Genomic DNA, 16,514 nt, shown 5'->3' with positions numbered 1-16,514 from the left:
GGTTTTTCGTTAAAGCAGAATTATAAGGTTACCTGCATGTTACTTGAAAGAAGCTGGTTTTCAGGCTCCGTAGCAATCCCCGAGCATTTAAGCTCACGTCGTATTGTGCTCATCACCTCCACACAAGGTTGTTCTGCATCGTCGCTGTCTGAAGCGATGCAAGCTGCACTAGCAGCGCTGCAATTGCCTGCCTGGCAGGATAATGGTTGTTTTCGTGTTGAGCACAGGCCGCTGGCAGATGCCGGCGCGTGGCCGGATTGCCTGTCAGTCGAACTACCTGGGTTGGCGGCCGAAGTTGTCATGTTTGCAGCCGCCGGGCAGGTTGGTTTGGCCGTCATTCAATTCGACGCACAGTTGGTCGATACTCATTCGTTGCAACTTTGGTTACAGCTGCTTGATACGGTCGCAGAGACCGGCAGCGCGGCAGCGCTGGCGTGCGAGTATTCCCTGGACGCCGTCATCAATTGGCAGGCCAGTCTGGTCGCGTCAGACAGTACCGATGCAGGACCGTTGTACTGGCAGTCGCTCCAATCGGTGAGTCACGCTACACATCTGGGTCTCACGTGTGAGATATCTGCGCAGGGCCACAGCATGGTGCATCAGGAACTTGCAGTGGCGGTGGAGCAACAGATCGACCAGTTATGTCAAACCTATCAGGTCGATGAGCAAGTCGTGCTTTTGACCGTATGGGGCGCACTGTTATCGGCGCACAATTTGGGGCAACAGGTTGCGGTCGGATGCCTGAGTAACGGTCGCAGTTATGACGAGTTGCAACCATTAACGGGTAAGCTTGAAAAGCAACTACCGATGCATTTTAGCCAGGAACACGACGCGATCACGTCATCACAACTGACTGCAACCAGCCAGCAGTGGCAGCTACATCAGCAGTGGCAGGATTATTATTCAGCGCCAGTCGTGGCCGACTTCGGATTTGCGTATCAGCGTCAGCTGAACCTGCAAACGCTAAACGCAATGATTTGCCCGTATCTGCCGGCAGGGCAACAATTGCTGGTGGAGGTAAGCCGGACAGCTGCAGGGCTGCGGTTATGTTTACGTTATGACAAAGCGCTGATTCTGGATAGCTGGGCGGAACTGTTATTACAACAATACTGTACCCTATTGACGGCGTTGGATGAGCATCATGGGAGCCTAATCGTTTCGACCCGGGTGCTGGGGATACCGCAGGCTGTTGATACTGTTAACAGGTTCCTGGAGCCTGAGCATCCTAACCTGCTGCAAGCTATTGCTTGCAGCAGCTGGCAGGAAGCGACGGCGCTGGCTTTCGAGGGACAGACCTACAGTTATCACTGGCTCAATCAGGCCGCCAATCAGCTAGCTAATGCGCTGATAGCGGCCGGTGTGCAACGCTGTGATGCGGTGGTGCTGTGTCATCGCCGTGATCCGAAGTGGGTTGTGGCGATGCTGGCTATCTGGAAAGCCGGCGGCTATTTTATTCCGTTTGACGCCGGGTTGCCGCCTGGGCGTCGTGCACTGCTCGCAAGGCAGTTGTCGCCTAAAGTGGTGTTAACAGAGCAGACGGAGCTGGAGCTGGTCAGCGATTTATTTGATGGGCTTATCATTTCTCTGGATCGCGATTGGGACGAAATCGCGGATTATAGCCCGGAGCCGCCGACGTTTATCCCGCAGGCAACGGATGTAGCGTATCAGATATTCACCTCGGGCTCGACGGGCGTGCCGAAGGGGGTGCAGGTGAGCCATGGTGCAATCACGCATTATGTGGCTGGGTTTGCGCAGGCCTTAGGGGACGCCGGTTATCACGAGTTATTATCGCTGGCCGCGCTGACGGCGGATTTGGGTTATACCGCATTATTTGGTGCATTAGGCCAGGGCAAATGCTTAAGGCTGCTGCCGGAATCGTTGAATCTGGATGCCTATGGTTTACGTGAAGCGCTGTTAAGTCGTCCAGTGGATGTGCTGAAAATAGTTCCCTCGCATCTGGCTGCGTTATTAAGTGACAGTCAGGCGGCGGCATTGTTACCGAAGCGGCATTTATTGCTGGGCGGTGAGGCCGTCAGTGAGACGTTGTTGCAACGGTTGCGGGCGCTGGCACCGGCGCTGGAGATTTGGAATCACTACGGACCGACGGAAACAACGGTTGGAGTGAGTGTTCAGCGGTTGACGGATGGCATTTGTCTGGGGCGTCCGTTTGGTGAAGGCCGCTGGTACGTGCTTGATGAGCAGATGGCGCCGATGGGCTGGGGATTGGCGGGCGAGTTGTATATCGGTGGTCCTGGGGTGGCCTTGGGCTATCAACAGGACGCGCGGAAAACTGCAGCGGCATTTGTGCCGGATCCGTTTAGTGGTCGAGCCGGTGCGAGGCTATACAAAACCGGAGATAAAGCGCGTGTTGACAGCCAGGGCCGGGTACATTTTCTGGGACGACTGGATGACCAACTGAAAATCCATGGGCACCGGATAGAGCCGCAGGAAATCGCAGTCCAGTTACAGCAAGTTGCAGGAGTGACGGATTGTTTTGTGCAGGCAGTGGGTGTCGCAGGGCAACCCAGTCTGGTGGCGTACGTGGTTGGCAGCGGTGTGACGCAGGAGCAGTTGCGTGCCCGTGCGCGCGAGCAGTTACCGGAGGTGATGCAGCCGAAGTATTATGTGCAGATGGCAGCCTTGCCGCGGCTGGGCAATGGTAAAGTGGCACGTCAGCAATTGCCGGTGGTGAAGGAGGATGCGGGGACGTCGTATGTGGGTGCCCGCAATGAGACGGAAGTGGTTCTGACAGAGATTTGGCAGGGACTGCTGCGCCGGAGCCCCATTGGTATTCATGACAACTTTTTTAGTTTGGGCGGCGATTCGATTATTGCAATCCAGGTGGCGGCCAAAGCCCGCCAACATGGCTTGATGCTCGATCCTAAGCAGCTCTTTAGCAGTCAGACCATCGCCACTCTGAGTCCATCGGTGACCCAGCTGTCAGTGTCGGCAGAGCAAGGCGAGATCACCGGCACAGTGCCGTTAACACCAAGACAGCAGCGGTTTTTGCAACAGCATGGCACTGCGTCTGCACAGTATTTCAGAGTGCGGCTATTGTCGTATTCGACAGCTGTGGATGCGTCGGCTTTGTCTCTGTCTTTAAATACCCTGCTGCAACATCACGATATGCTGCGGGCGGCTTTCCAATGTAATAACGGTCAGTGGGAACAGCATGTGCGGCCAAATACAGCCGCGCTGGCGAGCCAGATCCTGACGCGGCTTGATTTAACGCAGGTGCCTGATAAACAGACGGCGGTGCAGGCCGCTTTACAACAGCTGCAACACAGTTATAGCCTCAATGATGACCCGATGCTCAAAGTGTATTGGTTTGAGTTCAGTGCCGATAGCGGCCGGTTGGCGTTCATGATCCCTCCGCTTGCGGTAGATGGAGTGTCCTGGCGTATTTTGCTGGAAGATTTTATGACGCTGTATCAACAGATTGTCAGTGGTCAGTCGAAGGCGTTGCCAGGAAAAACCAGCTCGTTTCTGCAGTGCGCGACCGAATTGGCATCTGCCAATTTTGACTGGTCCGCTGAATCGGCATACTGGGAAATGGCCACACCATCGCAGGTCGGGTCACTATTCCGGACCCGCTACACCGAAGACACCGAGCAATACTGCTCTGTTAGTCTGGACACTTGGCACACCACAGCATTGCTGGAACAGACTAATCAGGCATTTCGGACTGAAATCAATGAATTACTGTTAACCGCCTGGATGCTGGCCTGGCACGATATCTTTCAGCAACCGACGTTACAGTTGGTCCAGGAGGGGCACGGCCGGCAACAGGGGCAGTTGATGCTCGATAACAGCAGGACTGTTGGTTGGTTTGCGCACGTGTATCCGTTGACCTTAACACTGGGCTCAGGTTCGTTGGCGGAAGAAATCAACCGGATCAAGCGCCAACTCCGTGTGGTACCTCATAAAGGCCAGAACTACCTGGTTGGGCAGTCTCGATATGCTGGTGCGCAGTACGATGCGTTAGACCAGGCCACCGTGTTTTTTACTTACCTTGGACAGCATGGCCAATCATCTTCGGCACCTCCGATTTTCAGGCCAGCTGACGAACAAATTGGCTCACTGCGCTTTGCCAAAGGCTTGCGGGAATACCCATTGGATGTCAGTTGTCTGGTAAAAGATGGGCGGTTTATTTGTTACCTTAGTTACAGTGCGCAGCAAATTTCTGCAGTCAAAGCACAGACTTTGCTTGAGTGTTTTAGTAGTCATCTGCAAGCTGTGATCAGGTTATGCCAGCAGCAGACTGATTTGCTGCCGGACTCTATCGATTTCCCTTATGCCAGTCTTGATAACGCCGCATTGACAGATTTGGTGCACACCATGGCCAAACGTCATTCACGGGTAGAGGATATTTATCCGCCTGCCAGTATGGTAAATGGCATGTTGGCGCATGCCAGTGTCTATCCGGATTCGGTGGCATATCGCATCCAGTCGGCTTTTGAGTTAACCGGGCCGCTGAATATTGAGCGCTTTCGTGAGGCCTGGCAGGCTGCTATCGCGCATTTTGACTGTTTCCGTACGCTTTTTGTCGGGCTGGCGGCTGAACCGCATCAGGTGGTTGTCGCTGAGGCGGAATTACCTTGGCAATTGCTGGATTGGCGACACCTATCCGAGCCGGAAGTGGCACAGGCTTTTCTCACTCTCCAGCGACAGCAATTGCGGGTGCCATATGATTTCAGTGCCGCACCATTGATGCGGTTGTTTTGTATTCGTCTTGCCGATGAGCAGCATCGCGTGCTGTGGGAGCGTCATCATGCGATCAGTGATGGCTGGTCTGCGGCGAAAATCTGGCAATTTGTGATAGCGACCTATTTTGCTGAGTCGGTTGTACCTGCGGCTGTCCCTTATAAAAACTACCGGGTATGGCAAATGCAACGCGACTCTGGCGCTGACCAGCAATACTGGCAAGCGATGCTGGCTGATGTGAATCAGCAGACTTTGTTATCGGGTGCGGGCAAACCACAACGTGGCGATATTGGCGCCCGCTTTGCGGAGCATGCGCTGGAAATCGGTCAGCCGCTCAGCGATGCGTTGCGACAACTGGCAAGCACCCAATGCACGACGTTAAGTGTTCTGTTTCAGGCGGCTTGGGCCAAGGTGTTATGGTTGTGGCAGGAACAGCCGGAGTCCGTACTTTTTGGATTGACGATTGCCGGACGTCCGGCGGAGGTCGCCGGGATTGATGCCATGGTCGGCGTGTTTCTCAACACGGTGCCAGTAGTCGTGCGACCAGCCCGGGATCAGGACTATCTGACTGTCGTTGCTGATTTGACCCGTTCAACACAGCTGGCCGAAGTACACGGTCAGTTGCCGCTGGCCGAGATCCAACGTTTGGCCCCGCAACCTCAGAAACCATTGTTTGACACTGTGCTTGTGTTTGAGAATATCCCGGATCACGTGGCCGGACAGGCACAGCAACGACAACTTCGGGCGACTCCGTTATTTGCCGAGTCGTATAACAACTTTCCGCTGACGCTGATGATCAATCCGCAGCATTCGCTGTCGGTCCACTGCAAATATGAGCAACTGTTGCTCGATACGCAGCAGGTTGAACAGATGTTGTCGCTGCTTGCGGCCGTCTTGCAGCAGATGGTGTCGCAACCACAAGCCAGTTTCTGCAGGATGGTCCCGTTGCCATCTGCGCAGACAGAGCAGTTATTGGCGTTATCTAGTCCTGCCAGGTTCCTGGAGCCTGAGCATCCTAACCTGCTGCAAGCTATTGCTTGCAGCAGCTGGCAGGAAGCGACGGCGCTGGCTTTCGAGGGACAGACCTACAGTTATCACTGGCTCAATCAGGCCGCCAATCAGCTAGCTAATGCGCTGATAGCGGCCGGTGTGCAACGCTGTGATGCGGTGGTGCTGTGTCATCGCCGTGATCCGAAGTGGGTTGTGGCGATGCTGGCTATCTGGAAAGCCGGCGGCTATTTTATTCCGTTTGACGCCGGGTTGCCGCCTGGGCGTCGTGCACTGCTCGCAAGGCAGTTGTCGCCTAAAGTGGTGTTAACAGAGCAGACGGAGCTGGAGCTGGTCAGCGATTTATTTGATGGGCTTATCATTTCTCTGGATCGCGATTGGGACGAAATCGCGGATTATAGCCCGGAGCCGCCGACGTTTATCCCGCAGGCAACGGATGTAGCGTATCAGATATTCACCTCGGGCTCGACGGGCGTGCCGAAGGGGGTGCAGGTGAGCCATGGTGCAATCACGCATTATGTGGCTGGGTTTGCGCAGGCCTTAGGGGACGCCGGTTATCACGAGTTATTATCGCTGGCCGCGCTGACGGCGGATTTGGGTTATACCGCATTATTTGGTGCATTAGGCCAGGGCAAATGCTTAAGGCTGCTGCCGGAATCGTTGAATCTGGATGCCTATGGTTTACGTGAAGCGCTGTTAAGTCGTCCAGTGGATGTGCTGAAAATAGTTCCCTCGCATCTGGCTGCGTTATTAAGTGACAGTCAGGCGGCGGCATTGTTACCGAAGCGGCATTTATTGCTGGGCGGTGAGGCCGTCAGTGAGACGTTGTTGCAACGGTTGCGGGCGCTGGCACCGGCGCTGGAGATTTGGAATCACTACGGACCGACGGAAACAACGGTTGGAGTGAGTGTTCAGCGGTTGACGGATGGCATTTGTCTGGGGCGTCCGTTTGGTGAAGGCCGCTGGTACGTGCTTGATGAGCAGATGGCGCCGATGGGCTGGGGATTGGCGGGCGAGTTGTATATCGGTGGTCCTGGGGTGGCCTTGGGCTATCAACAGGACGCGCGGAAAACTGCAGCGGCATTTGTGCCGGATCCGTTTAGTGGTCGAGCCGGTGCGAGGCTATACAAAACCGGAGATAAAGCGCGTGTTGACAGCCAGGGCCGGGTACATTTTCTGGGACGACTGGATGACCAACTGAAAATCCATGGGCACCGGATAGAGCCGCAGGAAATCGCAGTCCAGTTACAGCAAGTTGCAGGAGTGACGGATTGTTTTGTGCAGGCAGTGGGTGTCGCAGGGCAACCCAGTCTGGTGGCGTACGTGGTTGGCAGCGGTGTGACGCAGGAGCAGTTGCGTGCCCGTGCGCGCGAGCAGTTACCGGAGGTGATGCAGCCGAAGTATTATGTGCAGATGGCAGCCTTGCCGCGGCTGGGCAATGGTAAAGTGGCACGTCAGCAATTGCCGGTGGTGAAGGAGGATGCGGGGACGTCGTATGTGGGTGCCCGCAATGAGACGGAAGTGGTTCTGACAGAGATTTGGCAGGGACTGCTGCGCCGGAGCCCCATTGGTATTCATGACAACTTTTTTAGTTTGGGCGGCGATTCGATTACTGCAATCCAGGTGGTCTCTGCGGCGCGGGAAAAGGGATTGGTGATAGGTCCACAGCGGTTATTTGAGGCGCCGACGATTGCCGAGCTGGCTGCCAGTTTGGCCGCAACAGAACCTGTAGTGCCGGTGATTGTCGTGGCACCGACGACTCAGATCCCGTTGACGCCGGTCCAGCACTACTTTTTCCAGCAGGTTACAACAGCGCCCCATCATTACAATCAGACCGCTTCGTTGCTCATTAGTGATAGTCTGACATTTCCAGTGTTGCAGCAGTTAGTCGGAATGTTGTTACAGCGGCATGATATGTTGCGTCTGCAGTTGACCGGCAGTTATCCGGATGTGTGCCAGTCTATAGTTGCCTATCAGTCAGCCATGGTCGCGGAAATCACCTCAGACTATGATTTGAGCAGCTTGGCTGAGTCAGCACAACAACGGGAACAAGCGCGGATTGTCAGCCAGCAGCAGGCCAGTTTCTCGCTGGAGCGGGCACCGCTGTGCCGGTTTATTCGCTTTGTCTTGGGAGCCGGTCGAGTCCGGTTAGTGATCATTTGTCACCACTTGCTGGTTGATGGTGTATCGTGGCGGATAATTCAGCAGGATTTACTGCAAGGCTATCGTTGCTGGCTGGCTGGTACCACCATGGCCGGTGTGGCGACGGGTACATCATACGGACAATGGAGCTTGGCGCTGGCGCAGTATGCCTGCCAGCCCGAAGTGGCGCAGCGATTCGCCTATTGGCAGCAGTTACCGGACGATTTACCACGCTTGCCCTGTGAACTTGACAAAGGCGCGAATACCCAGGCAAGCCTTGATATCGTGTTATGTGAGTTATCCACTGAGCAGACTCAACTGCTGCAAAACGAGGCCCAGCTTGCCTTTAACACAACGGTCGTTGAAACACTGCTGACCGCGACGCTGTTAGCGATTTCTGACTGGCGTGGCCTATCGCCAACGGTTGTGATGATGGAAGGGCATGGTCGCGAACACCTTGATGATACGTTGGATGTCTCTGGTTGTGTCGGCTGGTTCACCAGTTTGTACCCAATGGTGCTGTCGCCAGCGTCGAGCAACGATGTGTTGGCAGAACTTAAGTCCGTCAAAGAACAATATCGTCAGGTCCCGAACCGTGGTTTTGATTATGGTGTGGGGCGATATGTCGCCGGTCTTCACTGTAATCTGACGTCTGAGATCCGGTTTAACTATGCAGGCCAATTTAGCTTTGATACTGCTCAGGGGCTGACTGCCGACGACTGGCGTAGTACCGACGAGCATGCACCAGAACAAGAAAGAGCCTATTTGCTCGATTTTAATTTTGCCATCATTAACGCAACTTTGCAGTTGCGTCTGGGCTTCAGTCGGCATAAACACAGGCGCGCCACTGCTGAAGCACTGGCAGCCAGCTGTTTGCAGCGACTGCATCAGCTGATTGACAGTAGTCTGACGTGCCAGCATGGCGGCTTTACGCCAGCGGATCTGCCACATGCCAATCTAGCGCAGGCAGAACTGGATGAGCTGGTGGCAGAGCTCAGTGATTTAAGCGTGTTGCAACAAGAAGAGTGTGATGTATGACCACGAAAATTAATCAGCAAATCGATACGGTTTATCCCTTGACGGGCATGCAGCATGGGATGATTTTTCACACTATGCTGTCACCGGATTCGGATGTTTATACCATCCAGGATGGCCTTGAAATCACCGGCCCGCTGAATGTTGCAGCTTTTTGGTCTGCGTGGACCATGGTGATTGAGCGCCATGATGTGTTTCGGACATTGTTCATGCGGCTGGATACCGAGAAGCCACTGCAGGTTGTCCTTAAAAAAGCCATGTTACCGATGAAAGAGCTGGACTGGACAACACTGTCGCACAGCGAGCAAGCGCAGCTGTTTCACAGTCTGTTACTGCAGGAGCGGCAAAAGAAGTTTGATTTTACCCGGCCGCCTCTAATGCGGTTTGTGCTGATCCGCTGTGATGCGCAACGGTACCGGCTGATTTGGACCCATCACCATGTCATTATTGACGGTTGGTCGGGGCCGTTGGTGGTCCGGGAAGTTTTTGAATTTTATCAGCAGTTGACTGCCGGTGTGACGCCTACGACGAGCCGGCCCCGGCAGTTCCGCGAGTATGTGCAGTACCTGCAGCAACAGGATTTACAACTGGCGCAGCAGTTTTGGCAGCAGTATTTGTCAGGCGTAACTGAGAAAACGCCGCTGTACTTTTTGCAGCCACTGGACGAGCGGGCTCCGCTGGCGCCGGCGTTTGGTTCGGTGTCGATGCAGTTATCTCAAACCCTCAGTGCGCAGATCCGCGATGCTGCCGCGCACTGTCAGGTCACCGTCAATACCATGTTTCAACTGGCGTGGGCCCTGTTGCTCAGTAAACTGAGTGGCCGGCAGCAGGTGATGTTTGGTGCTACAGTCGCAGGCCGGCCTGCTGTGGTGGAAGGCGCAGCACAGATCGTAGGCCCGTTCATCAACACCTTGCCGGTTGTGGTACAGTTGGAGCCGTCGAACACGGTGGGCGCGGCCTTATTGACTCTGCAACAACAAAACAGTCGCAAAGCCGACTTTGAGTATTATCCGCTGTCGAAAATCAAAGAATGTCTGCCCCAGTTGGGCCAAACCAATCTGTTTGATTCGATTGTGGTATTTGACAACTATCCAATCCAGCAGCATCAGCAACAGATGGAAACGGCTACCCGGTTGCAGCTAAAAAAACTCAGTAGCTTTTCTTATAACAATTTCCCGCTAACTCTGATGGTTGTGCCCGATCAGGCCTTACGCCTCGAAATAAAGTTTGACCAACAGCTGGTGAGCCAGCAAGCGGCGCAGGTGTTGCTAGCCCAACTGTCAGATGTTTTACAGCAGATGGCGCTGGCGCCGGCGCAATCGATCCGGCAACTAACCGCTGGTGCTGTCGTTTCCGCCGTGGAGACCCGCCACTGGCAGTCGCCGACCAATGGGGTGGGTCCGTTGTTACAGTCATTGCGGCAAACACAGCCGCAGACCACTGCGATTTGCTATCGGGACCAATCATATTCCTATGAATGGTTGGTTGCGGGCAGTAACCGGTTGGCTAATCTGTTACTGAGCCAGTCACTCGGTGATCGCCCGGTTGCTATCTGTATGCGGCGCTCGCCACAGCTGATGGTGGCAATTTTTGGCTGTTTGTTGGCAGGGATCCCTTATGTGCCCGTTGACAGCAGCTGGCCTGCGCAAAAACTAACGTTGTTGGCGCAGCAGATTGATGTTGCGGCCATCATTACCGAACAATCCTGTCTTGATATGGCGCTGCATTGCCATCAGGATCTAGTGATCTCGTTAGATCGCGATTGGGACGAGCTACAGCAATTCAGCGATACGGCGCCAGCAGTGTCGATAGTGCCCCAACAGCTGGCTTATCTGATCCTTACTTCCGGCACCACCGGGCAGTCCAAAGCGGCGATGGTCACCCAGCAAAACCTGTTGCATTACGTTGCAGCAATTGAGACTGCCGTGGGTTTTGATCGTCGCAGTACCTGGTCCTATCTGTCCACTATCGCGGCAGATTTGGGCTATACCGCTTTGTTTGGTGCGTTGTGCACAGGTGGGACTTTGCTGTTGGTTGAAGAGCCCTACGTGCTGGATGCTGGTTATCTGGCGACGCTTTTTCGCCGCCATCAGCTCGATGTTCTGAAAATTGTGCCGTCGCATTTACAGGCGTTACTGGATGCCAGCACGCAACCGACTGATTTGTTACCGGCCAGACAACTCATTCTGGGCGGCGAGGCTACATCGGCCAGATTAAAGCAACTGCTGGCGCTCTATGCCGGTGAGTGTAAGTTGTGGAATCATTATGGTCCGACCGAATGTACCATCGGTGTCAGTTGTGGCGAATTTACGCCGGATGGCGCGGTCAGTCTGGGCGCTCCACTGGGAAAGAACAGGTTGTTAGTGCTGGACGACGATCTGCGGCCATGTGGTTTACTACAGCCGGGGTTGCTCTACGTCAGCGGTCCCGGGGTCGGTGCCGGCTATTGGCAACAACCCGGGCAAACGGCCTGCGTATTCTTACCCGATCCTTCGGCACACGGACAACGCCTCTACGCTACCGGCGATCTGGTCTACCAGAATGAAGCCGGCGCTTTGTTCTACCTGGGACGACAGGATGGTCAGCTTAAAATAAATGGCTATCGGGTTGAAACAGCAGCGGCGGAGTCCTTGTTATTGACGGTCCCTGACGTGAAGGCGGCGGTCGTCCATGCCCGTTCTGTTGCTGGCCTGCAGACCTTGGTCGCTTATCTGGTCGTCGCTGGCGATTGGCAGGAAGCAGCGTATGGTCAGGTGTTGGCAGCGTTACCGGCTTATGCCCGGCCGACCCGGTTCGTCCGGCTGGACGCTTTACCGGTTACCCTCAATGGCAAGCTGGACAAAGCGCGGTTAAATCAGCTTGATATCGATGTACGGACAGCGGTCACTATTGCGCCACGTCATCCGGTCGAGCAGCAAATCTGGGCTATTTGGGCGGCGTTATTAAAAAGCACCAGCTTCGGGGTGACAGATAACTTTTTCAGCATTGGTGGGAACTCCATGTTGTTAATCCAGTTGTTTAGTCAGATGAAAGCGATTTCGCTACAGCCGTTGCAGGTTGTCGACCTGTTTCAACACCCGACGGTAGAAGCTCAGACCGCGTTAGTCACCGGACAACAACGCGAGTTGATTGATATTGAAAAAATTCAGGCGCGACTGGCCAAACGGCAGTTACCCGCGCGGGAGGAGTGTTGATGAGCCTGCAGGCAGCTAAAAAAATAGCCGTGGTAGGTGCCGCCGTGCATTTACCTAAAACCCGTGATCCGGAAGAGTTCTGGCGCTTGTTATGCGATAAAACCTTGTTTTTACGCGAATTAAGCGATGAAACTCTCAAAAACGCTGGCGTGAGCCAGGCGCTGTTGCAGCAGCATAACTATGTCAAATGGGCAGCACCGCTGGACGATATTGCTGCATTTGACGCTGACGCTTTTGCCATGACACCGAAAGAAGCGGAGATTGCCGGTCCGCAGTTACGCTCGCTGCTGCATTGCGCCAGTGATGCGCTGCACAACGCGGCCATTCGCCGCGACGACCCAAATCTGGTGATCGGGGTGTTTACCGGGGTCGGCGGCAGTGATTATATGCCAAACAATCTGGCTGGCCGGCCAGACATTGTTGCCAGTGTTGGCCACAAAACGGTGCAGTTTGGCAATGACAACAGTTTCGTCGCAACCCAAATCGCATATAAACTGAATTTAAAAGGACCGGCGGTCAATTTCAGTACAGCCTGCTCCAGTTCACTGGTTGCCGCCCATCATGCCCGTAAAAGTTTGCTAGACCACGAATGTGACGTCGCTCTGGTCGGCGGTGCCAAGATATCCTCGCTGCATAATCACGGATACCTTTATCAATCCGGCGGAATCCGGTCGAAGGATGGTTATTGCCGAACCTTTGACGCGGATGCCAGCGGCACTGTCAGCGGGAATGGCGCGGTTGTGCTGGTCATGATGCGTCTTGAGGACGCGGTTGCGCAAAAACGTGATGTTTGGGCCGTGTTGGAGGGTAGTGCGCTGAACAACGATGGCGCCGTCAAAGTGGGCTATACAGCGCCGGGGATTGAGGGGCAGGCGTCGGTGATTGCAACGGCCCTGGCTGATGCACAGATTGATCCGGCGGAGATTGGCTTTGTGGAGGCGCACGGCACGGCAACACCGATGGGCGATCCGGTTGAGGTCGCCGCGTTAACTGCGGTGTACCGAGCCTTTACGGAAAAACAGCAATACTGCGCGCTCGGCGCCGTGAAGAGCAACCTTGGCCACCTTGGGGCTGCGTCCGGACTGTTGGGATTGCTCAAAGCCACGCTGGCGGTGCGCGATGGCAAAATCCCGGCCACCTTGCATTTTAAGCAAGCGAATCCGGCGTTACAGCTCGAGCACTCTCCGTTTTTTGTGAATGCTGACACGATGGACTGGCCAGCACCACCGCAGCGACGGTTGGCGGCTGTCAGTTCTTTTGGCATGGGGGGAACGAATGCTCATATGATTCTGTCCGGGTTCGATAATGCCCCGAAACCTCAGGACCTGGTTGCCGGGGCGGCTGATTACCGGTTGATTCTGCTATCTGATCTGACGACAGAACGGCTGGCATACGGCGCCGCGTCGCTTGGTCGAAGGCTCGCCGAATCCCCCGTCAGTCTGGCCAATGTTGAACTCACTCTGGCGCAGGGCAGACCAAGCCATGCTGTTCGTCAGGCGCTGGTGGTCAACTCGGTTGGCGAATTAAGTGCAGCCCTTCAGAGCGAACCGCATGCCGTTGTTGCCGGTCAACCAACCTTAGTGATGATGTTTCCAGGCCAGGGCGCTCAGCACCTTGGCATGCTCAATGACTTGTACCAGACCGAACCGTGCTTTCGTCAGACATTTGACCGCTGCGCGCAGTTCCTAAAAGACCACGATGGGCTTGATATAACAGATTATCTGCAGCACGGGCAACCAATCCCTGACGATACGGCGGTGGTTCAACCATTGCTGTTTGCCGTCGAATACAGCCTGTACTGCTGCTGGCAGCAGCTGGGTGCGGTGCCAAAACTGGTGCTTGGGCATAGTTTGGGCGAGCTTGTTGCAGCCACGGTAGCCGGCTGTTTCAGTCTGGAGCAGGGGCTGATACTGGTGCGTGAGCGCGGCAAACTGATGTCTGCAGCGCCGGCTGGTGCAATGCTGTCGGTTGATTGCAGTCCGGTCATGTTGCAGCCCATGTTGTCAGCAGAGCTGGATATCGCTGCGATTAACGCCAGTGGTAATCTGGTGATTGCCGGGCCACTTGCCTTGCTGGAGGACCTTCAGCACCAGTTGGACTTGCGGGGGATTGGCTATCGCTGGATTTCGCGGCGATATGCATTTCACAGCCGACTGATGGCGCAAAGTGCTGCCGTCCTCAGTACGCTGGTCGATAGGCTAGGACCCAAGCCGTTATCGTTGCCGCTGCTTAGTAACCTCAGCGGTGCAGTGATGGCCGCCGGTCATGTGCTTGATGGTGCCTATTGGTCGCAACAGTTGCTGAGTTGTGTCCGGTTTGACCAGGCCGCAGTGCATCTGCATGGCTTGTCTGAGGTGATTGCACTGGAGGTCGGCCCTGGCCAGGTGCTGAGTCAGTTGCTGAAAAGTGATGGTCTGGCGCGCGCGGTAGTCGCCTCGCAACCGCATCCGAAAATGATCAGAAAGCAACAGGCTTGTTGGTTGGATGCGATCGCTCAGCTATGGCAACGTGGTTATCCGCTTAATTTTGTAAGCTGGTTAGACGGTCGTGCCGGTCATTTTGTGGCCTTACCCGGACCGGTGGCTGTGATGCGGGATCATTGGGTCACACCGACGGCGGCTGTACAGCCTGCGCTGGCATCGACCGGCGGTAACGGCGCGTTGCCGGAAAGCTGGCTGCATCTGCCACAATGGCGGCAAATCAGCCTCACAGCTTCGCCGGCGACTCACTGTTTTCTGATTGTCGGAGATGATGCGCAACTGACCGAGACGCTGCAAAGGCTGCTGTGTCAGGCTGGCGCCTGCGTCGATGTTTATCCGGGGCCGGCTTTGCAGCTGGCGCAGGAATGGCAAAGTGTTACCTCTAAGTCAAACCTGCAGAATGTCGAACCGCAGCCGTTGGCAGTGTTACTGCTGCCGTCTGCCTGGCACCCAAGCTCCGGGCTAGCCGACCAATGTACGACGCTGATCAAAGCGGTTGGGCAAACAGCCGGGCGAGCTGTCAGTCTGAACCTGTTGCAGACCCCGCTGTGGGACTTGTTTGATCCGTCCTTTGGTGACGTGCTTACCGCACGCTTACAGGCCCTGTTGCTGTGTGCAGAGCAAGAATATCCGGCATTATCCTGCCGGTTGATTGATGTGGATGTCGCGGCAGCAGATCCGGCTGATCTTCGCGTGGTGACTCAATTAACGGCGCAAAGCGCCGGTCTGATGTATCCGACAGTGATTCGGGCGGGTCAGTGCTTTCAGCGACAATTTAACGTTGCACCAACGGTTGCAGATCCTCAGCACCGGCTTAAAACGGGCGGCAATTATTTGATCATCGGTGGGCTGGGCGGGATTGGCCTGGTATTTGCCGAGTATCTGGCCAGCCATTATCAGGCGCATTTAATACTGTTAAGCCGCGATCCAGCTGTAGCATCAGCAACGCCAACAGTGGACGCTGCATTGCAACGCATCCGAGAGAAGGCGGCAACGGTGCAGCTGGTTGCGGGGGACGTCAGCCAGTTTACGGTCTTACAGAGCATGTTTGCCGGGACGAGCGCCACGCGGCGGATTGATGGTGTGATCCATGCTGCGGGGATTGCAGACAGTAAAATTATCGCGCTGGCCAGTGACGAACTACTCTCGAAAACTGCCGCGCCCAAAGTCAGTGGCACACAGCACCTGCTGACACTTTGCCAGCAGTTTCCACCGGATTTTGTGCTGTTGTGTTCCTCCCAAAGTGCGTTGAAAGGGGGCGCTGGTCAATATGCCTACAGTGCAGCGAACGGCATGATGGATGTGCTGGTTCGTCAGGCGGCGAAAAGCATGACGTTTCCAACCATCTCGGTGAACTGGTGTCGCTGGAGCGAGAGCGGGATGGCGACAAAAAATAGCCGGACGCGCGACGACCGTTCGCTTGATGAGGGGATCTCCGACCAGGAAGGTTGCCGCTTACTGGAGCAGATTTTACAACTGGCGCAGCCACAGGTGGTGGTGAGTAAATTTGTCGTCGATGAGGTGATCCAGCGTTATCGGCTTGCCCAGCAAAGCCGTCTGTCTCCTGCGGCTGTCACACAGGCGGCGGTCAGAGCAAGGCCGGCGCTTTCGACGCCTTATGTTGCCGCCGAGTCTCCTGTGCAGCTGAGTTTGATCGCTATCTGGCAGAAAATTCTAGGTATAGATGAGATAGGAATTCAGGACAATTTTTTTGAAATTGGCGGTAATTCTTTATTACTTGGCCAGTTACTGATGTTGCTGCGCACTGAGTTTTTGGTCGAGCTGACGATAGCGCAGCTCTACAACGCTTTGACAGTCGAGGCGATGGCGACCCTGATTTTCTCGCAGAGTATGGCCAGTGTACAGGACGATGATTTGGCGTTGCTACTGGCTGAATTGGAGCAGCTGGACCTTCACCATTCAGAACAATTGATAACGCAGGATTAGGGGG

The 16,514-nt window shown here is 55.1% G+C and carries 3 protein-coding genes; all 3 read left to right on the top strand.

What is annotated here, in order from left to right; translation table 11 throughout:
• Positions 1-36 precede the first annotated feature (36 nt).
• The 3 genes from A5320_RS03920 to A5320_RS03910 are packed head-to-tail and all read left to right on the top strand — an operon-like array spanning position 37 to position 16,510.
• The gene (locus A5320_RS03920) at positions 37-8,892 is read left to right on the top strand and encodes a non-ribosomal peptide synthetase (RefSeq protein WP_068061171.1); all 8,856 of its coding nucleotides are present in this window, start codon (positions 37-39) and stop codon (positions 8,890-8,892) included.
• Positions 8,889-12,083 carry a condensation domain-containing protein gene (locus A5320_RS03915; protein ID WP_068061168.1) on the top strand — a complete coding sequence of 1,065 codons (3,195 nt, stop codon included), beginning with the start codon at positions 8,889-8,891 and terminating at the stop codon, positions 12,081-12,083. Before A5320_RS03920 ends, A5320_RS03915 begins: the two co-directional genes overlap by 4 nt.
• Positions 12,083-16,510 (top strand): type I polyketide synthase, encoded by a 4,428-nt coding sequence (locus A5320_RS03910; RefSeq protein ID WP_068061165.1) that lies wholly within the window; start codon positions 12,083-12,085, stop codon positions 16,508-16,510. The genes A5320_RS03915 and A5320_RS03910 overlap by 1 nt, the downstream gene beginning before the upstream one ends.
• The last annotated feature ends 4 nt before the right edge of the window (positions 16,511-16,514 follow it).

Source organism: Rheinheimera sp. SA_1 (genome assembly GCF_001669775.1).
In the GTDB taxonomy this organism is placed as follows: Bacteria; Pseudomonadota; Gammaproteobacteria; order Enterobacterales; family Alteromonadaceae; genus Pararheinheimera.
The sequence above is the reverse complement of the archived record's forward strand: the minus strand, read 5'-3'. Positions and strand labels throughout refer to the sequence as shown.

What these genes read in the sequence shown, in the direction of transcription:
- A5320_RS03920 (WP_068061171.1), top strand. Translation starts at nt 37, where the DNA reads ATGTTACTTGAAAGAAGCTGGTTTTCAGGCTCCGTAGCAATCCCCGAG.
- A5320_RS03915 (WP_068061168.1), top strand. Translation starts at nt 8,889, where the DNA reads ATGACCACGAAAATTAATCAGCAAATCGATACGGTTTATCCCTTGACG.
- A5320_RS03910 (WP_068061165.1), top strand. Translation starts at nt 12,083, where the DNA reads ATGAGCCTGCAGGCAGCTAAAAAAATAGCCGTGGTAGGTGCCGCCGTG.